The 22996-nt window shown below is 46.9% G+C and carries 17 protein-coding genes, 4 tRNA genes and 3 rRNA genes; 19 read left to right on the plus strand and 5 right to left on the minus strand.

Annotated features, from left to right (window positions below):
- The first annotated feature begins 278 nt into the window (after nucleotides 1–278).
- The 13 genes from U2H13_RS03175 to tsaD all read left to right on the plus strand — a co-directional run bounded on the left by U2H13_RS03175 (nucleotide 279) and on the right by tsaD (nucleotide 11081).
- Nucleotides 279–1697: a sugar porter family MFS transporter gene (locus tag U2H13_RS03175; RefSeq protein ID WP_021495013.1), complete on the plus strand. Its 1419-nt coding sequence runs from the start codon at nucleotides 279–281 to the stop codon at nucleotides 1695–1697.
- 302 nt (nucleotides 1698–1999) lie between these two features.
- Nucleotides 2000–2076, plus strand: a tRNA-Arg gene (locus U2H13_RS03180).
- Between the two features lie 8 nt (nucleotides 2077–2084).
- A tRNA-Gly gene (locus U2H13_RS03185) sits at nucleotides 2085–2158 on the plus strand.
- Between the two features lie 98 nt (nucleotides 2159–2256).
- Nucleotides 2257–3806 (plus strand): 16S ribosomal RNA (locus U2H13_RS03190).
- A 175-nt stretch (nucleotides 3807–3981) separates the two neighbouring features.
- Nucleotides 3982–6911 (plus strand): 23S ribosomal RNA (locus U2H13_RS03195).
- Between the two features lie 50 nt (nucleotides 6912–6961).
- Nucleotides 6962–7077: ribosomal RNA gene (rrf, locus tag U2H13_RS03200) — 5S ribosomal RNA — on the plus strand.
- The 16S, 23S and 5S rRNA genes sit together here with 4 tRNA genes alongside, the layout of an rRNA operon.
- A 19-nt stretch (nucleotides 7078–7096) precedes the next feature.
- A tRNA-Met gene (locus U2H13_RS03205) sits at nucleotides 7097–7173 on the plus strand.
- Nucleotides 7174–7183: 10 nt separating this feature from the next.
- Nucleotides 7184–7260 (plus strand) — tRNA-Asp (locus tag U2H13_RS03210).
- Nucleotides 7261–7442: 182 nt separating this feature from the next.
- Nucleotides 7443–8420: a thiamine-phosphate kinase gene (gene thiL / locus U2H13_RS03215; RefSeq protein ID WP_061861911.1), complete on the plus strand. Its 978-nt coding sequence runs from the start codon at nucleotides 7443–7445 to the stop codon at nucleotides 8418–8420.
- A 15-nt stretch (nucleotides 8421–8435) separates the two neighbouring features.
- Nucleotides 8436–8912, plus strand: a complete 477-nt coding sequence (gene tsaE / locus U2H13_RS03220; RefSeq protein ID WP_014417064.1) for a tRNA (adenosine(37)-N6)-threonylcarbamoyltransferase complex ATPase subunit type 1 TsaE — start codon at nucleotides 8436–8438, stop codon at nucleotides 8910–8912.
- Nucleotides 8893–9582: a tRNA (adenosine(37)-N6)-threonylcarbamoyltransferase complex dimerization subunit type 1 TsaB gene (gene tsaB, locus U2H13_RS03225; RefSeq protein ID WP_007408854.1), complete on the plus strand. Its 690-nt coding sequence runs from the start codon at nucleotides 8893–8895 to the stop codon at nucleotides 9580–9582. The genes tsaE and tsaB overlap by 20 nt, the downstream gene beginning before the upstream one ends.
- A gap of 10 nt (nucleotides 9583–9592) precedes the next feature.
- The gene (gene rimI / locus U2H13_RS03230; RefSeq protein WP_376700668.1) at nucleotides 9593–10048 is read left to right on the plus strand and encodes a ribosomal protein S18-alanine N-acetyltransferase; all 456 of its coding nucleotides are present in this window, start codon (nucleotides 9593–9595) and stop codon (nucleotides 10046–10048) included.
- Nucleotides 10041–11081 (plus strand): tRNA (adenosine(37)-N6)-threonylcarbamoyltransferase complex transferase subunit TsaD, encoded by a 1041-nt coding sequence (gene tsaD, locus U2H13_RS03235; protein WP_007408855.1) that lies wholly within the window; start codon nucleotides 10041–10043, stop codon nucleotides 11079–11081. Before rimI ends, tsaD begins: the two co-directional genes overlap by 8 nt.
- 222 nt (nucleotides 11082–11303) lie before the next feature.
- Here the strand turns inward: tsaD and U2H13_RS03240 are convergent, their stop codons facing one another.
- On the minus strand, nucleotides 11304–13232 hold the full coding sequence (locus tag U2H13_RS03240; RefSeq protein ID WP_021495210.1) for an ABC-F family ATP-binding cassette domain-containing protein: 1929 nt from the start codon (nucleotides 13230–13232) through the stop codon (nucleotides 11304–11306).
- Between the two features lie 139 nt (nucleotides 13233–13371).
- On the opposite strand from U2H13_RS03240, the gene moaC reads away from it, so the two are divergent.
- From moaC to tatC, 4 genes are read left to right on the plus strand one after another with little or no spacing between them, the layout of a single operon-like run.
- On the plus strand, nucleotides 13372–13884 hold the full coding sequence (gene moaC / locus U2H13_RS03245; RefSeq protein WP_003155986.1) for a cyclic pyranopterin monophosphate synthase MoaC: 513 nt from the start codon (nucleotides 13372–13374) through the stop codon (nucleotides 13882–13884).
- Nucleotides 13881–14528 carry a redox-sensing transcriptional repressor Rex gene (locus U2H13_RS03250; protein ID WP_003155984.1) on the plus strand — a complete coding sequence of 216 codons (648 nt, stop codon included), beginning with the start codon at nucleotides 13881–13883 and terminating at the stop codon, nucleotides 14526–14528. The genes moaC and U2H13_RS03250 overlap by 4 nt, the downstream gene beginning before the upstream one ends.
- An 18-nt stretch (nucleotides 14529–14546) precedes the next feature.
- Complete coding sequence (locus tag U2H13_RS03255; protein ID WP_003155981.1) at nucleotides 14547–14717, plus strand: twin-arginine translocase TatA/TatE family subunit; 171 nt, start codon at nucleotides 14547–14549, stop codon at nucleotides 14715–14717.
- A 6-nt stretch (nucleotides 14718–14723) separates the two neighbouring features.
- Nucleotides 14724–15482: a twin-arginine translocase subunit TatC gene (gene tatC / locus U2H13_RS03260; RefSeq protein ID WP_007609791.1), complete on the plus strand. Its 759-nt coding sequence runs from the start codon at nucleotides 14724–14726 to the stop codon at nucleotides 15480–15482.
- Between the two features lie 38 nt (nucleotides 15483–15520).
- Here the strand turns inward: tatC and U2H13_RS03265 are convergent, their stop codons facing one another.
- On the minus strand, nucleotides 15521–15712 hold the full coding sequence (locus U2H13_RS03265) for a YdiK family protein (protein ID WP_003155975.1): 192 nt from the start codon (nucleotides 15710–15712) through the stop codon (nucleotides 15521–15523).
- Nucleotides 15709–16443, minus strand: coding sequence for a CPBP family intramembrane glutamic endopeptidase (locus U2H13_RS03270; RefSeq protein ID WP_003155972.1), 735 nt, complete (start codon nucleotides 16441–16443; stop codon nucleotides 15709–15711). Before U2H13_RS03270 ends, U2H13_RS03265 begins: the two co-directional genes overlap by 4 nt.
- Nucleotides 16444–16679: 236 nt before the next feature.
- Here U2H13_RS03270 and groES point away from each other — a divergent pair, with 236 nt between their 5' ends.
- Together groES and groL are read left to right on the plus strand one after the other, a co-directional pair.
- A complete protein-coding gene (gene groES / locus U2H13_RS03275) occupies nucleotides 16680–16964 on the plus strand; it encodes a co-chaperone GroES (RefSeq protein WP_003155970.1) in 285 nt (94 codons plus the stop codon).
- 41 nt (nucleotides 16965–17005) lie between these two features.
- Nucleotides 17006–18640 carry a chaperonin GroEL gene (groL, locus tag U2H13_RS03280; RefSeq protein WP_003155941.1) on the plus strand — a complete coding sequence of 545 codons (1635 nt, stop codon included), beginning with the start codon at nucleotides 17006–17008 and terminating at the stop codon, nucleotides 18638–18640.
- Between the two features lie 331 nt (nucleotides 18641–18971).
- Here the strand turns inward: groL and U2H13_RS03285 are convergent, their stop codons facing one another.
- A complete protein-coding gene (locus U2H13_RS03285; RefSeq protein ID WP_014417068.1) occupies nucleotides 18972–19319 on the minus strand; it encodes a DUF4064 domain-containing protein in 348 nt (115 codons plus the stop codon).
- Between the two features lie 1000 nt (nucleotides 19320–20319).
- Entirely contained in the window at nucleotides 20320–22821 is a 2502-nt protein-coding gene (locus U2H13_RS03290; RefSeq protein WP_094296452.1) for a tetratricopeptide repeat protein, read from the minus strand.
- Between the last annotated feature and the right edge of the window lie 175 nt (nucleotides 22822–22996).

Below are 22996 nucleotides of genomic sequence, written 5' to 3' on the forward strand. Positions count from 1 at the left end.
TTTCTGAAATATTTATTGACTGAAAGCGCTTTTAAAATTATGATAATAACATAAGTACCAATAATATCATTATAACTTCACTACAAAGTAACTATAAAATAACAATTTGACGAGAGGGGAGAGCGAATAATCACTATAAATGATAACGCCTTCAGATCATTTTCTTCTTATATAACTGTTTTGGACGGTCAGAACTTGTATGCAGACGTTATAGGTGTAAATATTGATAACTGAATATTCCGATATTATCTCTGTGTAAAAACTAGGAGGATTTGAAGATGAATAAAAATAGCAGCCAGCATTCATTTTTAAGAACCATCATTTTGGTATCGACATTCGGGGGACTTCTTTTCGGCTACGATACAGGTGTAATTAATGGGGCGCTGCCGTTTATGGCGGAAGCTGACCAGCTTAATCTTACGGCTTTGACTGAAGGGATGGTGGCGAGCTCCCTGCTCTTGGGGGCTGCGATCGGAGCAGTTTTCGGAGGGAGATTGTCGGACTATAACGGCAGACGTAAAAATATCCTTATCCTTGCCGTTTTGTTCTTTGCAGCGACGCTTGGATGTACACTGGCGCCTAACGTATCGGTTATGATCATCTCCCGTTTTCTGCTGGGGCTTGCCGTCGGGGGAGCATCCGTAACCGTTCCGGCATATTTGGCTGAAATGTCGCCGGCGGAAAGCCGAGGGAGAATGGTTACCCAAAATGAATTGATGATTGTAACGGGCCAGCTGCTTGCCTTCACGTGTAATGCTATCATCGGCAATGTGCTTGGTGATACCTCTCACGCCTGGCGTTATATGCTCGTTATCGCGGCCCTTCCGGCGGTATTCTTGTTTTTCGGTATGCTGAAAGTTCCTGAAAGTCCGCGCTGGCTGGTTTCTAAAGGAAGAAAAGAAGATGCTCTGCGCGTTCTCCGGCGAATAAGGAATGAAGAGAAAGCTAAGTCTGAGCTCGCTGAGATTGATTCTGCCTTTCATAAGGAAGCTGAGATGGAGCAGGCCACCTTTAAGGATCTTGCCGTTCCGTGGGTGCGCCGCATTGTGTTTATCGGGATCGGAATTGCGGTAGTGCAGCAGCTCACCGGCGTGAATTCAATTATGTATTATGGAACTCAAATTTTAAAAGATGCCGGTTTCGAGACAAAAGCCGCATTAATCGGCAATATTGCCAACGGTGTGATTTCGGTGCTCGCGACTTTTGTGGGAATATGGCTTCTCGGCAAAGTCGGCCGCCGCCCGATGCTGATGACGGGGCTGATCGGAACGACTGCGGTGCTGCTTTTGATCGGAGTTCTGTCTGTCGTGCTGAAAGGATCGCCTGCTCTTCCTTATGTGGTTCTTTCATTAACAGTCACTTTCCTTGCGTTTCAGCAGGGGGCTGTCTCTCCGGTGACCTGGCTGATGCTGTCGGAGATATTCCCGCTTCGATTGCGGGGACTTGGTATGGGGGTCACTGTCTTCTGCCTCTGGATCGTGAACTTCCTTGTGGGTTTAACTTTTCCGGTCCTGCTCGCAAACATAGGATTGTCTGCAACCTTCTTCATTTTTGTCCTGTTTGGGGTAGTGTCCGTTATTTTTGTGAAAAGGTTCCTTCCGGAAACGAAAGGTCTGTCGCTCGAACAGCTTGAACAAAACTTCCGTGCTTATGAAAAAACAGATCGTAATAGCGCAGAAGCTGAGGTGAGCGGGTAATCTGAATAGACGCGGGGTTCCTAGGAATCCTGCTTTTTTATTTATTATATAGAAGGGAATAATAAGTGAGAAAAAAGTTTCGTAAAAGTGTTGACCTCATTTAAAGTGCATGGTATATTATTAAACGTCGCTGATGAACAAAGCGATAACGACAAATGAGAAAATGATCTTTTGAAAAAAAGGCTTTGCAAATTCTCAAAATCGTGTATAATAAATGAAGTCGAGAAAAAGACTTCGAAAGAAATGAAAAAACACTTGACATCATAACTGATTGGTAGTATGATAGTTAAGTCGCCTGATAAGCGCCCGTAGCTCAATTGGATAGAGCGTTTGACTACGGATCAAAAGGTTAGGGGTTCGACTCCTCTCGGGCGCGCCAATACAAACGCGGGTGTAGTTTAGTGGTAAAACCTCAGCCTTCCAAGCTGATGTCGTGAGTTCGATTCTCATCACCCGCTCCATTATAATGATCTTTGAAAACTAAACAAGACAAAACGTACCTGTTAATTCAAAGTTTTAAATAAATCGCACAGCGATGTGCGTAGTCAGTCAAACTACTTTATCGGAGAGTTTGATCCTGGCTCAGGACGAACGCTGGCGGCGTGCCTAATACATGCAAGTCGAGCGGACAGATGGGAGCTTGCTCCCTGATGTTAGCGGCGGACGGGTGAGTAACACGTGGGTAACCTGCCTGTAAGACTGGGATAACTCCGGGAAACCGGGGCTAATACCGGATGGTTGTTTGAACCGCATGGTTCAGACATAAAAGGTGGCTTCGGCTACCACTTACAGATGGACCCGCGGCGCATTAGCTAGTTGGTGAGGTAACGGCTCACCAAGGCGACGATGCGTAGCCGACCTGAGAGGGTGATCGGCCACACTGGGACTGAGACACGGCCCAGACTCCTACGGGAGGCAGCAGTAGGGAATCTTCCGCAATGGACGAAAGTCTGACGGAGCAACGCCGCGTGAGTGATGAAGGTTTTCGGATCGTAAAGCTCTGTTGTTAGGGAAGAACAAGTGCCGTTCAAATAGGGCGGCACCTTGACGGTACCTAACCAGAAAGCCACGGCTAACTACGTGCCAGCAGCCGCGGTAATACGTAGGTGGCAAGCGTTGTCCGGAATTATTGGGCGTAAAGGGCTCGCAGGCGGTTTCTTAAGTCTGATGTGAAAGCCCCCGGCTCAACCGGGGAGGGTCATTGGAAACTGGGGAACTTGAGTGCAGAAGAGGAGAGTGGAATTCCACGTGTAGCGGTGAAATGCGTAGAGATGTGGAGGAACACCAGTGGCGAAGGCGACTCTCTGGTCTGTAACTGACGCTGAGGAGCGAAAGCGTGGGGAGCGAACAGGATTAGATACCCTGGTAGTCCACGCCGTAAACGATGAGTGCTAAGTGTTAGGGGGTTTCCGCCCCTTAGTGCTGCAGCTAACGCATTAAGCACTCCGCCTGGGGAGTACGGTCGCAAGACTGAAACTCAAAGGAATTGACGGGGGCCCGCACAAGCGGTGGAGCATGTGGTTTAATTCGAAGCAACGCGAAGAACCTTACCAGGTCTTGACATCCTCTGACAATCCTAGAGATAGGACGTCCCCTTCGGGGGCAGAGTGACAGGTGGTGCATGGTTGTCGTCAGCTCGTGTCGTGAGATGTTGGGTTAAGTCCCGCAACGAGCGCAACCCTTGATCTTAGTTGCCAGCATTCAGTTGGGCACTCTAAGGTGACTGCCGGTGACAAACCGGAGGAAGGTGGGGATGACGTCAAATCATCATGCCCCTTATGACCTGGGCTACACACGTGCTACAATGGGCAGAACAAAGGGCAGCGAAACCGCGAGGTTAAGCCAATCCCACAAATCTGTTCTCAGTTCGGATCGCAGTCTGCAACTCGACTGCGTGAAGCTGGAATCGCTAGTAATCGCGGATCAGCATGCCGCGGTGAATACGTTCCCGGGCCTTGTACACACCGCCCGTCACACCACGAGAGTTTGTAACACCCGAAGTCGGTGAGGTAACCTTTTAGGAGCCAGCCGCCGAAGGTGGGACAGATGATTGGGGTGAAGTCGTAACAAGGTAGCCGTATCGGAAGGTGCGGCTGGATCACCTCCTTTCTAAGGATTTTAACGGAATATAAGACCTTGGGTCTTATAAACAGAACGTTCCCTGTCTTGTTTAGTTTTGAAGGATCATTCGATTCTTCGAGATGTTGTTCTTTGAAAACTAGATAACAGAAGTAATTCACATTCAATTAGTAATGCAAGATATCACGTAGTGATTCTTTTTAACGGTTAAGTTAGAAAGGGCGCACGGTGGATGCCTTGGCACTAGGAGCCGATGAAGGACGGGACGAACACCGATATGCTTCGGGGAGCTGTAAGCAAGCTTTGATCCGGAGATTTCCGAATGGGGAAACCCACCACTCGTAATGGAGTGGTATCCATATCTGAATACATAGGATATGAGAAGGCAGACCCGGGGAACTGAAACATCTAAGTACCCGGAGGAAGAGAAAGCAAATGCGATTCCCTGAGTAGCGGCGAGCGAAACGGGACCAGCCCAAACCAAGAGGCTTGCCTCTTGGGGTTGTAGGACACTCTGTACGGAGTTACAAAGGAACGAGGTAGATGAAGAGGTCTGGAAAGGCCCGCCATAGGAGGTAACAGCCCTGTAGTCAAAACTTCGTTCTCTCCTGAGTGGATCCTGAGTACGGCGGAACACGTGAAATTCCGTCGGAATCCGGGAGGACCATCTCCCAAGGCTAAATACTCCCTAGTGACCGATAGTGAACCAGTACCGTGAGGGAAAGGTGAAAAGCACCCCGGAAGGGGAGTGAAAGAGATCCTGAAACCGTGTGCCTACAAGTAGTCAGAGCCCGTTAACGGGTGATGGCGTGCCTTTTGTAGAATGAACCGGCGAGTTACGATCCCGTGCAAGGTTAAGCAGAAGATGCGGAGCCGCAGCGAAAGCGAGTCTGAATAGGGCGAATTGAGTACGTGGTCATAGACCCGAAACCAGGTGATCTACCCATGTCCAGGGTGAAGTTCAGGTAACACTGAATGGAGGCCCGAACCCACGCACGTTGAAAAGTGCGGGGATGAGGTGTGGGTAGGGGTGAAATGCCAATCGAACCTGGAGATAGCTGGTTCTCTCCGAAATAGCTTTAGGGCTAGCCTCAAGGTAAGAGTCTCGGAGGTAGAGCACTGATTGGACTAGGGGCCCCTACCGGGTTACCGAATTCAGTCAAACTCCGAATGCCGATGACTTATCCTTGGGAGTCAGACTGCGAGTGATAAGATCCGTAGTCGAAAGGGAAACAGCCCAGACCGCCAGCTAAGGTCCCAAAGTATACGTTAAGTGGAAAAGGATGTGGAGTTGCTTAGACAACCAGGATGTTGGCTTAGAAGCAGCCACCATTTAAAGAGTGCGTAATAGCTCACTGGTCGAGTGACTCTGCGCCGAAAATGTACCGGGGCTAAACGTATCACCGAAGCTGCGGACTGTTCTTCGAACAGTGGTAGGAGAGCGTTCTAAGGGCTGTGAAGCAAGACCGGAAGGACTTGTGGAGCGCTTAGAAGTGAGAATGCCGGTATGAGTAGCGAAAGAGGGGTGAGAATCCCCTCCACCGAATGCCTAAGGTTTCCTGAGGAAGGCTCGTCCGCTCAGGGTTAGTCGGGACCTAAGCCGAGGCCGAAAGGCGTAGGCGATGGATAACAGGTTGATATTCCTGTACCACCTCCTCACCATTTGAGCAATGGGGGGACGCAGGAGGATAGGGTAAGCGCGGTATTGGATATCCGCGTCCAAGCAGTTAGGCTGGGAAATAGGCAAATCCGTTTCCCGTGAAGGCTGAGCTGTGATGGCGAGCGAATTATAGTAGCGAAGTTCCTGATTCCACACTGCCAAGAAAAGCCTCTAGCGAGGTGAGAGGTGCCCGTACCGCAAACCGACACAGGTAGGCGAGGAGAGAATCCTAAGGTGATCGAGAGAACTCTCGTTAAGGAACTCGGCAAAATGACCCCGTAACTTCGGGAGAAGGGGTGCTCTGTTAGGGTGCAAGCCCGAGAGAGCCGCAGTGAATAGGCCCAGGCGACTGTTTAGCAAAAACACAGGTCTCTGCGAAGCCGTAAGGCGAAGTATAGGGGCTGACGCCTGCCCGGTGCTGGAAGGTTAAGAGGAGCGCTTAGCGTAAGCGAAGGTGCGAATTGAAGCCCCAGTAAACGGCGGCCGTAACTATAACGGTCCTAAGGTAGCGAAATTCCTTGTCGGGTAAGTTCCGACCCGCACGAAAGGCGCAACGATCTGGGCACTGTCTCAACGAGAGACTCGGTGAAATTATAGTACCTGTGAAGATGCAGGTTACCCGCGACAGGACGGAAAGACCCCGTGGAGCTTTACTGCAGCCTGATATTGAATGTTGGTACAGCTTGTACAGGATAGGTAGGAGCCTTGGAAACCGGAGCGCCAGCTTCGGTGGAGGCATCGGTGGGATACTACCCTGGCTGTATTGACCTTCTAACCCGCCGCCCTTATCGGGCGGGGAGACAGTGTCAGGTGGGCAGTTTGACTGGGGCGGTCGCCTCCTAAAAGGTAACGGAGGCGCCCAAAGGTTCCCTCAGAATGGTTGGAAATCATTCGCAGAGTGTAAAGGCACAAGGGAGCTTGACTGCGAGACCTACAAGTCGAGCAGGGACGAAAGTCGGGCTTAGTGATCCGGTGGTTCCGCATGGAAGGGCCATCGCTCAACGGATAAAAGCTACCCCGGGGATAACAGGCTTATCTCCCCCAAGAGTCCACATCGACGGGGAGGTTTGGCACCTCGATGTCGGCTCATCGCATCCTGGGGCTGTAGTCGGTCCCAAGGGTTGGGCTGTTCGCCCATTAAAGCGGTACGCGAGCTGGGTTCAGAACGTCGTGAGACAGTTCGGTCCCTATCCGTCGCGGGCGCAGGAAATTTGAGAGGAGCTGTCCTTAGTACGAGAGGACCGGGATGGACGCACCGCTGGTGTACCAGTTGTTCTGCCAAGGGCATCGCTGGGTAGCTATGTGCGGACGGGATAAGTGCTGAAAGCATCTAAGCATGAAGCCCCCCTCAAGATGAGATTTCCCATTCCGCAAGGAAGTAAGATCCCTGAAAGATGATCAGGTTGATAGGTCTGAGGTGGAAGTGTGGCGACACATGGAGCTGACAGATACTAATCGATCGAGGACTTAACCAATTTGAATGTATGCTTACTGTTATCTAGTTTTGAGAGAACACTCTCAATGGTTTGGTGGCGATAGCGAAGAGGTCACACCCGTTCCCATGCCGAACACGGAAGTTAAGCTCTTCAGCGCCGATGGTAGTCGGGGGTTTCCCCCTGTGAGAGTAGGACGCCGCCAAGCTTTTCTAAAATTTTATCATCGCGGGGTGGAGCAGTTCGGTAGCTCGTCGGGCTCATAACCCGAAGGTCGCAGGTTCAAATCCTGCCCCCGCAACCAAAAATTAAATGGTCCGGTAGTTCAGTTGGTTAGAATGCCTGCCTGTCACGCAGGAGGTCGCGGGTTCGAGTCCCGTCCGGACCGCCATTTTTATTGTAAACGAAACGATCATGTTTTCGTTTTTTTTGTGTTTTCTTTTAAATGCTGGCAGCTTGGTATCTAACCAAGCTTTCTTTTATATCGTTAAAGTCTTGGATATTGAAACATAATCCGATACACTAGAAAGAGCTGTATTTCACAAGAGCGTCAGAAAGGGAGACGGGAGATATATGGATGAGTTTGATTTGATTCACAGTATTACGCCGCATTCGCATTATCATCCTTCCGTCGATGTAGGGATCGGTGATGATGGTGCGGTTTATACAGCGTCACCCCATATGCAGCAAATTGTCTGCCTTGATACAATGGTGGAGAATGTCCATTTTAAATTAGAGTATTCCTCTCCTCATGATATCGGTTATAAGGCGCTTGCTGTTAACATTAGTGACGTGGCGGCGATGGGAGGCATTCCGAAGTTTTATTTGGTGTCTCTAGCGGTTCCTTCTTGCTGGCAGAAAGCTGACGTCCAGGCAATGTATGAAGGAATGGCGGAACTGGCGAAACTATATCAAATGGATTTGATCGGGGGAGATACCGTCTCCGCTTCCGGTCAAGCCGTAATTACCGTTACTGTCATCGGAGAAGTTGAGAAGGATCGCGCTTGTCTGCGAAGCTCGGCAAGACCCGGGGATGTTGTGTTTGTTACGGGGGATATCGGCTCGTCCGCAGCAGGACTGTCTCTTTTATTGGGAGAAACACTCCCTTCTGCTTTTCATACGAGTGATTATTTTATCCGAAAACATAAACGGCCCATTCCGAGAGTTCAGGTCGGCCGCTTCTGCTCTCAGCTTCAGCGCGCGGCTTTGAATGATATCAGTGACGGATTGGCCAGTGAGCTGCATGAAATAGCTGCGGCAAGTTCAGTTACGATAGAAATTGAAGAACAACTTCTGCCGGTGCATCCGGATTTGCCTGAGGCAGATTCTGAGTGGAAGAAATGGGTGTTATTCGGCGGTGAAGATTTTGAATTGGTTGGAACGGTTTCTCAGCAAGAGTGGATTTCTTTGCTTGATTACTGCACTCAATCAGGCATTCCGATTGCGAAGATAGGAGCGGTGTCTGAACGGAAGGAAGCATGTGTTCTTTTGACAGCCAATGATCACAGACAAATCGTCCTTGAGAAAAAAGGATACAATCATTTTAAATAAGACGGGTGACTCACTTTGAAGACATTACAATGGAGAACGAAAAACCCCGAAGAAACGAAAGCCGTAGCCAAGCTTGCCGCTTCTTTGGCAAAGCCGGGAGACATTTTGACACTGGAAGGTGACTTAGGCGCGGGAAAAACGACTTTTACAAAGGGTTTTGCCGAAGGACTGGGAATCACGAGAGTGGTAAACAGCCCGACTTTTACAATTATAAAAGAATACCATGACGGTTCGCTTCCTCTATATCATATGGATGTGTATCGTATGGAGGATGAAAGCGAAGACTTAGGGCTTGAAGAATATTTTGAGGGACAAGGCGTCTGTTTAATTGAATGGGCTCATTTAATTCAGGATCAGCTGCCTGCTGAACGGCTGCAGATCGTCATCAAGAGAGCCGGTGATGAGGCAAGGGACATTACCTTTACGGCTTGCGGAACACGGTATGAAACGCTTTGTGAGGAGATAAATAAACATGACAATACTGGCAATTGATACGTCAAATTACACGCTGGGTGCCGCGCTCGTTCGTGACAAAACGGTGATGGCGGAGTATATTACATATTTAAAAAAGAATCATTCCGTGCGGGCCATGCCTGCTGTCAATTCATTGCTGAAGGATTGCGGCCTAACACCGCAGGATCTTACAAAAATAGCGGTGGCGAAAGGACCGGGATCGTATACAGGTGTCAGAATCGGTGTGACGCTGGCAAAAACATTGGCATGGTCGCTGAAGCTTCCGGTTTCCGCTGTCTCGAGTCTGGAGGTGCTGGCGGCTAACGGACGGCACTTTCAAGGACTGATCTGCCCGTTATTTGATGCCCGGCGCGGACAGGTATATACGGGACTTTATGAATATCAGGACGGCCGATTACAATCCGTTCTTCCAGATCAGAATGTCCTTTTGACTGATTGGCTCGGCATGCTGAAAGAAAAAGCGTCTCCGGTTTTATTTTTAGGGCACGATACAGCGATTCATGAAGAAACCATTCTGCATGAGCTGACATCTCAAGCAGTGATAGGAACGGCTGCACAGCATAATCCGCGGCCGTCAGAGCTGGCGTTTTTAGGCTTGGAAAAAGAAGAAGCGGATGTCCACAGCCTTGTTCCGGATTATTTGCGTCTGGCAGAGGCTGAAGCGAAATGGATGGAATCTCAAAAATAGGGTGATAGGGATGAAAACGAAAACGGCGATTCGAAGCATGCGGCCGGAAGATATTGATCAAATTTATGAAATTGAAACAGCATCCTTTACTTCTCCGTGGACGAAGGATTCATTTTATCATGAGCTTTTGGAAAATCCGTATGCCCACTACCTTGTCATTGAAAAGGACGGCTGTCTGGCGGGGTATTGCGGAATCTGGATTATTATAGATGACGCGCAGATTACGAACATAGCCATTAAGCCGGAATATCGGGGCCAATCATTGGGAGAAGCGCTGTTTCGCTCTGCGATAGAATTGTGCAGAGAAAAAAAGGCAAGAAGGCTCTCTCTCGAAGTCAGGGTCTCAAATCATCTCGCCCAATCCTTATATAAAAAATTCGGTCTTCAGGCCGGTGGAATCAGAAAACAATACTATACAGATAACGGGGAAGATGCGTTATTAATGTGGGTGACATTACATGAGTGAAAAACAAGATATTTATGTATTAGGAATCGAAACAAGCTGTGATGAAACAGCGGCCTCAGTCGTAAAAAACGGGAATGAAATTATTTCAAACGTCGTCGCTTCTCAAATTGAAAGCCATAAACGTTTCGGCGGGGTCGTGCCTGAAATAGCGTCCAGACATCATGTGGAGCAGATCACCCTTGTGATTGAGGAAGCTCTTTCAAAAGCGGAGATGGGCTTTGATGATCTTGATGCGATTGCCGTAACGGAAGGACCCGGACTTGTCGGAGCCCTGTTAATCGGAGTCAATGCGGCAAAGGCGTTAAGCTTTGCCCATCAAATACCGCTAGTCGGTGTCCATCACATTGCGGGTCATATTTATGCAAACAGGCTGATAGGAGAGCTTCAGTTCCCGGCGCTTGCTTTGGTTGTGTCAGGCGGACATACGGAATTGGTTTATATGAAAGAGCACGGTTCATTTGAGGTTATCGGTGAAACGCTGGATGATGCCGCAGGCGAAGCTTACGACAAAGTGGCAAGAACGATGGGGCTTCCTTATCCGGGAGGGCCGCAGATTGATAAGCTGGCTGCTGTGGGAACGGATTCCATTCCGCTTCCGCGTGCGTGGCTGGAAGAAGGGTCTTACAATTTCAGCTTCAGCGGCCTAAAATCAGCCGTGATTAACACGCTTCATAACGCCTCGCAAAAAAATGAGGTGATTCCTCCGGAGGATCTTGCAGCAAGCTTTCAGCAGAGTGTCATTGATGTACTGACGGCAAAAACCTCTAAGGCCGCGAAAGAATACGGGGTTAAACAAGTGCTGCTGGCAGGGGGCGTAGCCGCTAACAAAGGGCTGAGAGCCGCACTTCAGCAGGAATTCAGCCATTCGGGAGATCCCGAGCTTATCATCCCGCCGCTTTCTTTATGCACGGACAATGCAGCGATGATTGCGGCTGCCGGAACCGTTGCTTTTGAAAAGGGGATTCGGGGCTCATATGATATGAACGGACAGCCCGGTTTGGAATTAACATCCTTTGATCGTCTCACGTTGTAAAACGTGAGGCTTTTTTTACTTATTAACAGATAATTCTAACATATCCACAGGATTGTGAGTATATCCAGAAATCCAGGCTGGATAAGGGGCTGTAAGTTGTTAGTAAAGTGGATAAAGTCAGAAAATTTTGTGGATAGTGTGTATAAAACGCTTACTTACATGGCTGACAAGGAGGATAGCTGTGGATAAAAAAGCACCCCTTAAAGAGGTGCTTGACTTTTTCTATTCTTCTGAGGAGAGTTCCTCCCATTCTGCTAATAAGTTCTCGAGCTCTTGATTCAGAGCTTCATTCTCCGCGTGAATGGTCTGTACCTTTTCATGATCCTGATACACGTCAGGATCGCACAGCAGCTCCTCATTGGCGCTGATTTTCTCTTCGGCGGATGAGACGGCTGCTTCGATTTCTTCAATGCGTCTCAGGCGCTGCCGTTCTTTCTTCTTCCATTCTTTTTCTTCCTCGTAAGTTCTTTTCGTATCCTGTTTGACCTTGCCGGCAGGCTGAGCCTGCTCCTTTTCCTGCCGCTTCATTTCTTCCAGTTCCAGCTGCTGGGCTTTTTTCTCGGTGTAATAGTCATAGTCTCCCAAATATTCTTCTGCATGATCAGGTGAGAGCTCCAGCACTCTTGTGGCGATCCTGTTAATAAAGTAGCGGTCATGCGAGACAAATAACAGTGTTCCCGGGTAGTCGATCAGGGCGTTTTCCAGCACCTCTTTACTGTCCAGGTCAAGGTGGTTTGTCGGTTCATCAAGGATGAGAAAGTTTGCTTTTTGAAGCATCAGCTTGGCAAGCGCGACTCTTGCTTTCTCCCCGCCGCTTAACGAACGGACCGGTTTCAGGACATCGTCTCCGCTGAACAGGAAGTTGCCGAGGCATGTCCTGATCTCTTTTTCCGGCATGTCCGGATATTCATCCCACAGCTCGTCCAGCACGCGTTTGGACGAGGTCAGTTCAGCCTGCTCCTGATCATAATAGCCGATTGTGACATTGGAACCGTACGTGATCGATCCGGATTCCGGACTGATTGTATTCATAATGGTTTTCAGCAAGGTTGATTTGCCGATTCCGTTCGGTCCGACGAGGGCGGCGCTTTCGCCTCTTGTCATGCCGAAGGTCAGGTTTTTCAAGAGCGGAGGCTGGCCGTCATAGCTGATGGAAACATCCTGTACGCGCAGGACGTCGTTTCCGCTCTGTTTTGTAATGTCAAAACGGAAGGCGGCTGATTTTTCATCCCCGAGCGGCTTTGCCATGACGTCCATCCGTTCAAGCTGTTTTCGTCTGCTTTGGGCTCTTTTCGTTGTAGAAGCTCTGGCCAGATTGCGGTCGACAAAATCTTGAAGCTTGGCGATTTCGTCCTGCTGTTTTTCATACAGCTTCAGGTCTTTCTCATACTGCTCAGCTTTTTGTTCTAAATAGGCGCTGTAGTTGCCGAGGTATTTTTTGCTTTCTGTCCGTGAGACCTCGTACACTTGGCTGACGACTTTATCAAGAAAGTATCTGTCGTGGGAAACGATCAGAATGGCGCCTGAATATCCCTGTAAATAATGCTCAAGCCATGTAAGCGTATCGATGTCGAGATGGTTCGTCGGTTCATCCAGAATAAGCAGATCAGGCTGGGTCAGCAGCAGCTTTCCGAGCGCAAGTCTTGTTTTCTGACCGCCGCTCAGGCTTTGCACTTTCACGGAATCGTCAAATTTTCCGAAGCCGAGGCCGTGAAGGATAGAGCGGACGTCCGCTTCATATTGATAGCCGCCTTTATCCTTGAAATCCTGCTGAAGCCTGTCATAGGTTTTCATCAGCGTCTCAAGCTCCGCCGGGGCGGCCGTGGCCATCTTTTCTTCAATAGAGCGCATCTCTTTTTCCATTGCTTTCAGGAAATCAAAAACACTCAGCAGTTCTTCTTTTATGGTAAGCTGGGATTCCAAGCCTGTGTGCTGGGCAAGATATCCCATCGTTAATTCTTTCGGTTTGATTAATTCACCCTTTTCATATGAAAGGTGACCTGCGATAATTTTAAGGAGAGTTGATTTGCCGGCTCCGTTTCTGCCTACTATGGCGATGCGATCCCGAGATCTGACTTCAAGCTTTATATTGTTTAAAATAGGATCAGCGCCAAAAGATTTGGATAGCTGATTAATTTGTAAGATCATCATATTATTTCACCTCTGTTATAATAAGTTAAGTGTAGCTTATCAACCTGCTGTCAGCAAACAATACATCAGAATTGGAACATTATAGGATAAGACATCAGGGAGAAAATAGTGTATGATCAGAAGTAAGGAGAGTTTAAATATGAATGGATTTTCTCATTTTAATGAAGAAGGCCGTGCCCGCATGGTGGATATAAGCGATAAATCTTCAACAGTCCGTACTGCCGCTGCGATATCCAGCGTACACATGAAGCATGACGTGTACAGCAGAATCAAAAACCGCGAGATCGGAAAAGGAGACGTGCTGGCTGTCGCACAGGTGGCAGGAATTATGGCCGCAAAGCAGACGTCAGCGATTATCCCGATGTGCCACCCGCTTTCTTTAAGCAGCGTCGACATTTCATTCGGCTGGGAGGAAAAGGATTCAGAAGCCGTTCTTCATATACAGGCAAGCGTAAAAACGAAAGGGAGTACAGGTGTGGAAATGGAAGCGCTAACTTCCGCTTCAGTCTGCGCTTTGACCGTTTATGATATGTGCAAGGCGCTGGATAAAGGAATGGTCATCGGCCCGACCTGCCTCATGGAAAAAACAGGAGGCAAAAACGGTGATTTTAAAAGAGATGCATCTGAGTATAAAGTGGAGGACCAATCATGAACAAGGATCAATCAAAAATTCCACAGGCGACGGCAAAACGGCTGCCGCTTTATTATCGCTTTTTAAAGAATTTACACGCGTCAGGAAAGCAGCGTGTTTCATCAGCTGAACTGAGCGACGCGGTAAAAGTCGATTCGGCCACGATCCGCCGGGATTTTTCCTATTTCGGGGCGCTCGGCAAAAAGGGATACGGCTATAATGTGGATTACCTGCTGTCATTTTTCAGAAAAACACTGGATCAGGATGAAACGACGAACGTCATTTTGATCGGTGTCGGGAATTTAGGGACGGCGTTTCTTCACTATAATTTCACAAAAAATAATAACACAAAAATATCTATGGCTTTTGATGTGAATCAGAGTAAAATAGGAACTGAGGTAGGCGGTGTGCCTGTCTTTGATCTTAATGATTTAGAGCTTCACATTAAGGATGAACCCGTGGCGATTCTTACCGTTCCGGCGGTTGCCGCCCAGTCAATCACCGACCGGCTCGTGTCGCTCGGAATCAAGGGAATCCTTAACTTTACGCCGGCCCGTTTGAATGTGCCGGATCACATTCGAATTCATCATATAGATTTAGCTGTAGAGCTTCAATCATTGGTTTATTTCTTAAAGCATTATTCTGTTTTGGAAGAAATTGAATAGCGAAAGGAGGAGCTGCACATGATCGGTCCTGGAAGCCTGGCGGTTATCGGTGTGGTGGCGGTGATTATTTTCGGTCCGAAGAAGCTTCCCGAATTAGGAAAAGCGGCGGGAGACACGCTTCGTGAATTTAAGAACGCTACTAAGGGATTAGCCGGTGAAGAAGAGGAAAAAAAGAAAGAAGAACAGTAAGATAGGATGACGCGTATGAGAGTGAATCAAATGACGCTTGTGGAGCATATTGCCGAACTTCGGAAACGATTGCTGATTGTGGCGTTATCCTTTACGGTTTTCTTTATTGCCGGCTTTTTTCTGGCAAAACCTATCATTGTGTATCTTCAAAAAGCCGATGAAGTAAAAGAGCTCACCCTTAATGCTTTTAACCTGACGGATCCGCTGTTTATCTTTTTGCAGTTCGCGTTTATCATCGGCATCATTTTGACTTCGCCGATTATTCTCTATCAGATTTGGGCGTTTGTCAGCCCGGGTCTGTATGAGAAGGAGCGCAAAGTAACACTCAGCTATATTCCGATTTCGATCGTGCTGTTTGTCGGCGGTGTGTCGTTTTCTTATTATATTCTATTTCCGCTGGTCGTTGATTTTATGAAGCGGGTTTCGAATGACCTGGATGTCAACCAGGTGATCGGGATCACCGAGTACTTTCATTTTCTGCTGCAGCTGACGATTCCGTTCGGACTGCTGTTTCAGATGCCGGTGCTGATCATGTTTTTAACGAGACTCGGTGTTATCACGCCGAGGTTTTTATCGAAGATCAGGAAGTATGCGTATTTTGTGCTGCTTGTGATCGCCGCGATGATTGCGCCGCCTGAACTGCTGTCTCACTTGATGATTACCATTCCGCTTTGCATTTTATACGAGATCAGCATTCTGATCTCAAAAGCGGCGTACCGGAAAAGGCAAACCGGCAGTGAATCTGATCAGGACGTATCAGCATAAAAAAAGCCATTTCTCCATGATGAGAAATGGCTTTTCTTTTATTTTTGATTTTTTTTCACTTTAAATGAGAAAGCGAACATTTTAAACGAGATGCTGATATTATAAGCGGCGAAAACCATCAGCAGTATGGAATAAAAAGACCACATGCTTCCCGGAGAGCTTGCGGCCAAATACGTAAAGATACAGCCGACTGCGAAATAAATCAAGCCCCAAGTCATTGGGTTCCTCATACAAACAATCCTCCAATAATTAATTGCATTTGCTCACTATGCTGTTCAATATATTTTTGGGCGGGGCCGAGCTGCATGACCACGACAATGGTATTCATCATGACATGGGCGAATATCGGCACAATAATCCGTTTCGTCTGCACATACAAGAACGCAAAAGTAAAGCCCATGGCTGTATACAGCAGCAGGTGCGTGAGGTCTTGATGCACAATGCCGAAAATGACGGAACTGATCAGTCCGGCGATAAAGAAATTCGTTTTTTCATATAATACACCGAAGATGATCTTCCGGAAAATGATTTCTTCAAGAATCGGCCCGACGATAGAAGAAACGATAATCATGAGCGGCATGGCTTTAATAATGTTGAGAATGGCTTTCGTGTTTTCGGAACCGCTGCCCACATGAAAGACATACTGCTCAATCATCCCGGCGATTCCCTGAGAAAATAAAGCGAGCCATATTCCCGCGACCGCCCAGAGAACGGACATGCCGGCGGATGCTTTCTTCCCGTTTCTTAATGTCTGCTTCGGCGCGGTTCTCAAAATCAAGAGAACGATAATCAGGCAGATAAAAAAGCTTACGACGGAATAAATCCCCTGAGCCATGGTGAGATTCGCATTCGTAGGGTGCCCGCCCGCATAGCCGAATTTGTACATTAAAGGAATGCCGATCAATGCGGAAAGCTGCATGATAACATATGTCAAAATGATATACCAATACTGTTTTCTCAAATGATATGTACTCCTTTATCCTATAAAATCAACTTATTTGTTCTTATTGTAACACAAGTGAACTTGACGTGAAAAAAGGAGAAAATCAGTGCGAGAGAGAATCATGTAAGCGTGAAAATTTTTTATTCTTATGACTTGAAATTGGAAGTGAGATTCTTTATTATAATAACTGTGTTAGCACTCTTTAGAGCTGAGTGCTAAAATTACATATTCATACTATTGAGGAGGTTATTACATTGTTAAAGCCATTAGGTGATCGCGTTGTCATTGAACTCGTAGAATCTGAAGAAAAAACTGCCAGCGGAATCGTATTACCGGATTCTGCAAAAGAAAAGCCGCAAGAAGGCAAAATCGTGGCAGCCGGTTCAGGTCGCGTGTTGGAAAGCGGAGAGCGCGTTGCTTTAGAAGTAAAAGAGGGCGACCGCATTATCTTCTCAAAATACGCCGGTACTGAAGTGAAATACGAAGGTACTGAATACTTAATCTTACGTGAAAGCGACATTTTAGCTGTTATCGGCTAAGCAAATAAATATTTTTAAAAATTCGAGGAGGTTTCGTTAACATGGCAAAAGATATTAAGTTTAGTGAAGAAGCACGCCGCGCTATGCTTCGCGGTGTCGATGCGCTTGCTGACGCTGTAAAAGTAACTTTAGGGCCAAAAGGACGCAACGTGGTTCTGGAGAAAAAATTCGGTTCTCCGTTAATTACAAATGACGGTGTGACAATCGCAAAAGAAATTGAACTTGAAGATGCGTTTGAAAATATGGGTGCGAAGCTTGTAGCTGAAGTAGCCAGCAAAACAAACGACGTTGCCGGTGACGGTACGACGACTGCGACTGTACTTGCGCAGGCTATGATCCGCGAAGGCCTTAAAAACGTAACTGCGGGGGCTAACCCTGTCGGCGTGCGTAAAGGTATGGAACAAGCTGTAACCGTTGCAATCGAAAACTTAAAAGAAATTTCTAAGCCGATCGAAGGCAAAGAGTCTATCGCTCAGGTTGCTGCGATCTCTGCTGCTGATGAGGAAGTCGGAAGCCTTATCGCTGAAGCAATGGAGCGCGTAGGAAACGACGGCGTCATCACAATCGAAGAGTCTAAAGGTTTCACAACTGAGCTTGAAGTTGTGGAAGGTATGCAATTCGACCGCGGATATGCGTCTCCTTACATGGTGACTGATTCTGATAAGATGGAAGCGGTTCTTGACAATCCTTACATCTTAATCACAGACAAAAAAATCACAAACATTCAAGAAATCCTTCCTGTGCTTGAGCAAGTTGTACAGCAAGGCAAACCATTGCTTCTGATCGCTGAAGATGTTGAAGGGGAAGCTCTTGCTACACTCGTTGTCAACAAACTTCGCGGCACATTCAACGCTGTTGCCGTTAAAGCTCCTGGCTTCGGTGACCGCCGTAAAGCAATGCTTGAAGACATCTCTGTTCTTACAGGCGGAGAAGTGATCACAGAAGACTTAGGCCTTGACCTGAAATCTACTGAAATCGGACAATTGGGACGCGCTTCTAAAGTTGTGGTAACGAAAGAAAACACAACAATCGTAGAAGGCGCCGGCGACACTGAAAAAATCGCTGCACGCGTCAACCAAATCCGCGCTCAAGTGGAAGAAACAACTTCTGAATTCGACAGAGAAAAATTACAAGAGCGTCTTGCGAAACTTGCCGGCGGCGTAGCTGTCATCAAAGTCGGCGCTGCGACTGAAACTGAGCTGAAAGAGCGTAAACTTCGCATCGAAGACGCCCTCAACTCAACTCGCGCAGCTGTTGAAGAAGGCATCGTATCCGGCGGTGGTACAGCGCTTGTCAACGTATACAACAAAGTCGCTGCAGTTGAAGCTGAAGGCGATGCGCAAACAGGTATCAACATCGTGCTTCGCGCGCTTGAAGAGCCGATCCGTCAAATCGCGCACAATGCAGGTCTTGAAGGATCTGTCATCGTTGAGCGCCTGAAAAACGAAAAAATCGGCGTAGGCTTCAACGCTGCAACCGGCGAATGGGTAAACATGATCGAAAAAGGTATCGTTGACCCGACAAAAGTTACACGTTCAGCCCTGCAAAACGCAGCTTCTGTAGCAGCAATGCTCTTAACAACTGAAGCCGTTGTCGCTGACAAACCGGAAGAAAACGCCGGCGGCGCAGGAATGCCTGACATGGGCGGCATGGGCGGTATGGGCGGAATGATGTAATCAAACGGAGAAAACCTTTGATATACCAAGGGTTTGACCGTTGATATCATCTGAAATGCTCAAAAAAATAACATTTTGATATCATTTCTTCATGAAATTCTGAAATTGAGGATGTTTCCGAAAGTCTAATGGACTTTTGCGAAGCATCCTCTTTCATTTTGAAGGATAAACTTTTAGTATTGTTATGCTTTTACATTACGGCAAGTAAATCTGCAATTTGCTTATATAAACTTGGCAATGGCGAAATTTTTAAAATATGTATAAATTTAATATATCGAGAACTTTTGTTTTTTATTGGCTAAAAAAGAAAGGCCCTGCTAAGGGCCTTTCTTTAAGCTGCTGTTGTTGTCGTTTTATCTTTTCTGACAAGTCCCATGATCCCTGGAATAATAAGAAGAACAGCAGGCAGTAAATAGAACATTGATATACAAATTACTCCGCCAATTCCTGAGATAAGGAGCAATACTCCTCCGACTTTAGGTTTCTTCTTAACTACTACTGAAGCGACAATACCCAAAATTGATAGGACAACAGCTCCCCAGCCTAAACCAATGATTTCGCTTGTACCGCTTGAATTAAAAGAGGCATCAAGTCCACCAATAATCAATGCCATGATCGCCCCAATAAAACCAAAAATTCCACCCAATAATCCTAAAACAAATTCAGTTGTTCTTTTCATTGTTAAACTCTCCCTTACTTAACTAGTACTGTAATTGATACAGCTTTATTTTTCATGAAGTCTATGTGACAACATCTCCAAGGTTTAATTTCATTTCTTTGACTTTATCAACATCATTTTTTCATCTGGAGCAGAGAATTCAAATACGCCTTTTTGTTTTATTCCGCCTTGGACTTCTCCATCAGTTAAGAACATGTTTGCAGCTAATTGCCAATAACGACATTCCTTGGTCAGAATAAAAGGTCAGGTTTTTGTCAGTTGTATTTTTGATGTTTATTACGACGTTTATCTTGTCTCTCATGATCTTTATATCGCCCAGATTAACTCATGCCCAGTGCTTCAGCATATTGCAACGACTTTTTTAGAACAGTCATCTTTAGTCTTTCAAGCTTTTTTATTTTTTGAATCACTATCCCTGTGAGACATCATTTGTCGAGCTACTACAAGCCGCTAAAAACTAATGATAGTACTAAAGACATGAATAAAAAGAGTTGCTTCTTCACCTAAAACCCCCAGTTTATATAATATAATACCTATATATAATCGACTATAATCAATTAAATTTCAAGGGGAAATTACCACTTTTTCTAAAAAATTCTTAGCGGAAGAGAATAAACTATAAAATATCACTTGAAATATCAAAGTTGGAAATCATTCAACTTACTGCTAGCTGTAAACATTAAAGGCCACATACAGTTTGACATCCTATTAAGTTCTAGTGTAGCCCTAGTACTGGTTTTATCATTTTGACAGATTTGGTATCCCATCACTGCTAAACATTGATTCAAAATTAAAAACTAATTTTTCATGATGTTAGGAGGAATAATGCAAATAAACAGCAAAAACCCTTGTTATATCAAGGGTGGATATTTGATTTCATCTGAATTGCTCATGCATTCTAGCAAAAAAGACCTTATCAGTTAACTCAACTGATAAGGCCTGATTTATTTATAAATAAGGTGTGAGGGGTTTATCTTAGATGGAATTCACACTTTCCTAACTACAATGTGACTTCACCATTTCCTTCAAGCACCATTCTCAGCTGCTCAACCTCACCCCGAATCCCAATCCCAGGCTCCCACGAATCAATCAGACGAATTGCCTTCTGATTCGATTCCATCGCTTTCGTTTTTTCACCTTTACGATACAACAGCTGTGCCATCCCGTAATAATAGTAGATCAACTCAACTTGATTGGGATTATGTTTATCATAAAGCATCTGTTCAAAGGCTTTTTCCGCTTTTTTGAGCTGATCACACTTTACGTAAGCCATGCCTAGGTTGAAATAGGCTTCTATCGTTTTTTCGCCGCCGTATGCGGCGCTGGTTGTGTTTGCCGCTTCGTATAATGTGATGGCTTCTTCGTAGTGAGAGCGGGCGAAACTCAGGTCGCCGCGGACCAGAAGAACCCTGTGCCGGATAATGGGCGAGACGGGCTGATCTTTGATGCCGTCCAGCATTGCTGCCGCTTTGTCCGGTTCTCCGGTTTTTAACAGCAGCCTCGATTGCAGGGCGGTTCCCCATACTTTTAAGTCGTCGTGATCCGGCGCGCCTGATTGTTCGAGTATCTTCAGGCCGGCTTCTATTTGCCTGAGAGCCTCGTCTGAATCGTTGACTTCCATCAGCGCCCAGCCTGCCGTGTCGATCCGAAAGTAAGCTTCCCGCGTGTGTTCGCCTGATTGACGGGCGGCATCGGCGGCTTTTAATCCATATTCGATTCGCAGGGGCAGGTTGATTCTGCTTAGAAAATGGCTGATGCGGATGATGAGTTTGATCAGGATGTCATGTTGTCCGGTTTCGCTCGACCATTCGATGACTTTTAGGATGTTCGGCCATTCCTTTTTCATTTGCTCTAAATTCCGTCCCAGCAGGTAGCTCCAATAGACAGAATTGGGCTGTTCCCGCTTTATATGGGTTTCCGCATAATCAATATAATAATGCGCCCAGCGGCTGCGGGCTTCTTTTGCAAATTCGTGATTTTCGGATAAGTGCTGTTCTCCGTAAGCGACAACGGTTTGATGGGCAGCGTATTGAATACTTCCTTCGCTTCGTTCCGGCTGTATTAAAGCATATGACCGCATTTGCTCAATCGCGTAATGAAACCGCCGGACGTCTAATCCGGCCGCTTGAGCCAAGCTTTTTTCATCAGGGGGCTTAGCGAAAAAGCAAAGCGTCTGCCATAGTTTTCGTGTGTCTTCATGACATCTGTCCCATGTGCGGCCAAAGAGAACCTCAAACAATTCCAATAGTGAATAGCCTGCCTGTTTAAGCTCTTGAATGAGCTGGGGAGCGGGGATGTCGTCGTCTGACATGTATGCAATGCTGAGTGCCATGGCCTTCGGATTGCCGGCGGCTGCCGAGATGAATTCATTCTTAAGGTCAGGCGATAGCTGCAATAGCTGCTCCAGCTTTTCCCGTTTATGCGGGAGGTTGCATGTTTGCAGACAGCGGTGCACTTCTTGATGGAAAAATTCAAGGGCATCCGTTTGTTCAAGGCCGCTCAGCTGGATGGCCGCCAGTTCCCCAAGGCCGTCCCGGTATGTCTGTTTTACGTTTTCCCGTGCCGTAAGGAGGACTTTTACGCCTTGCGGAAGGCCGATGATAAATTCGTGAATGTCACGTTCCGCTGTATCAATGCTGTCAACGATCAGCAATACTGGTTTTTCGTTTGAATGAGCGGCTAATGCATTGCGGACGACGAACCGTTTTTCGTTGATTGATTTGTCGATTTGTTCTGTGCGTCCGAGCTGATAGGCGATCGTGTTTAAAAAATCGCTGAAGCTCAATCCTTTCCAATCCGCACTGATCCAGATGATGCTGTTGAATGCCGGCCAATCTGGTGAACTGCCGGCACAAAGGTAGGCTGCTTCAAGAGCGATTGTTGTTTTTCCCATGCCGGCCCAGCCCGTGATTAAACAGACCGGTGACGGAGACAGCATCCATTGCCGGATTGCTTCCATATCAAAGCCGCGTCCGATAAAGTTCCCGGTCCGGCGTGACGGTAAGTTATGCGTAACGGACTTTCTTGTAAGCGCATTCGTTTCATGGCTTGGTCTGTCATGAAACAGCCGCTTTACTGCTTTTTCAACATCTTCATCACTCGGCGCTCCGAATGATCCGTCTTTCCGGAGTATTTTTGCTTTTTTTAGACAAGACGCCGTCCAAACGGGCAATGCGGGTTTGATGACGGGAATGGTGGTGGTTTCCAGAAGGCCGGTCAGCCATTCAGGATCCATGTCAGTCTTTTCTATAATGATCCAGATCATGCCGAACAGCTTTCCGTCGTCAATTCGTCCGGGAATGTAGTTTGCGCCCATCTGTCCGATCCAGCTTTTGATCGTGTTAGAGGAAACGCCTATTCGGAGTGCGATTTGATCTATATAAGACTGTCCGGATTTTACGTTCTTTGTCCTTTTGATTTTGTAATCAGGATGATGTTTCAGCGATTTGACGGCAGGTGCCAGCAGTTCTGCAAATTGTGTCCGGTTTTCAAGTTCAGCCATTAGCCTGCACCTCCTATTAGTACTATTTTATCAATTCAGTGTTTTTTGTATATGAAAAAATAAAAAGTATACAGTGCGGCTGTCCTTTTATACAGCAGGAAAGGCTGTTGAACGTCTTGAAAAGCAGATAAAATAGGGGCAGTAATAGAGAAAACAAAAATGTATGCACTTACAT

Origin of the sequence: Bacillus sp. A1, assembly GCF_042296235.1 — a bacterium.
In the GTDB taxonomy this organism is placed as follows: Bacteria; Bacillota; Bacilli; order Bacillales; family Bacillaceae; genus Bacillus; species Bacillus velezensis.

Excerpts from the sequence above, each read along its gene's own strand:
- U2H13_RS03285 (WP_014417068.1), bottom strand. The coding sequence starts at position 19,319 with ATGAAAAGAACAACTGAATTTGTTTTAGGATTATTGGGTGGAATTTTT.
- rimI (WP_376700668.1), top strand. The coding sequence starts at position 9,593 with ATGAAAACGAAAACGGCGATTCGAAGCATGCGGCCGGAAGATATTGAT.
- U2H13_RS03255 (WP_003155981.1), top strand. The coding sequence starts at position 14,547 with ATGATCGGTCCTGGAAGCCTGGCGGTTATCGGTGTGGTGGCGGTGATT.
- U2H13_RS03175 (WP_021495013.1), top strand. The coding sequence starts at position 279 with ATGAATAAAAATAGCAGCCAGCATTCATTTTTAAGAACCATCATTTTG.
- U2H13_RS03250 (WP_003155984.1), top strand. The coding sequence starts at position 13,881 with ATGAACAAGGATCAATCAAAAATTCCACAGGCGACGGCAAAACGGCTG.
- tatC (WP_007609791.1), top strand. The coding sequence starts at position 14,724 with ATGACGCGTATGAGAGTGAATCAAATGACGCTTGTGGAGCATATTGCC.
- thiL (WP_061861911.1), top strand. The coding sequence starts at position 7,443 with ATGGATGAGTTTGATTTGATTCACAGTATTACGCCGCATTCGCATTAT.
- groL (WP_003155941.1), top strand. The coding sequence starts at position 17,006 with ATGGCAAAAGATATTAAGTTTAGTGAAGAAGCACGCCGCGCTATGCTT.
- tsaB (WP_007408854.1), top strand. The coding sequence starts at position 8,893 with ATGACAATACTGGCAATTGATACGTCAAATTACACGCTGGGTGCCGCG.
- moaC (WP_003155986.1), top strand. The coding sequence starts at position 13,372 with ATGAATGGATTTTCTCATTTTAATGAAGAAGGCCGTGCCCGCATGGTG.
- U2H13_RS03240 (WP_021495210.1), bottom strand. The coding sequence starts at position 13,232 with ATGATGATCTTACAAATTAATCAGCTATCCAAATCTTTTGGCGCTGAT.
- tsaD (WP_007408855.1), top strand. The coding sequence starts at position 10,041 with ATGAGTGAAAAACAAGATATTTATGTATTAGGAATCGAAACAAGCTGT.
- U2H13_RS03265 (WP_003155975.1), bottom strand. The coding sequence starts at position 15,712 with ATGAGGAACCCAATGACTTGGGGCTTGATTTATTTCGCAGTCGGCTGT.
- U2H13_RS03290 (WP_094296452.1), bottom strand. The coding sequence starts at position 22,821 with ATGGCTGAACTTGAAAACCGGACACAATTTGCAGAACTGCTGGCACCT.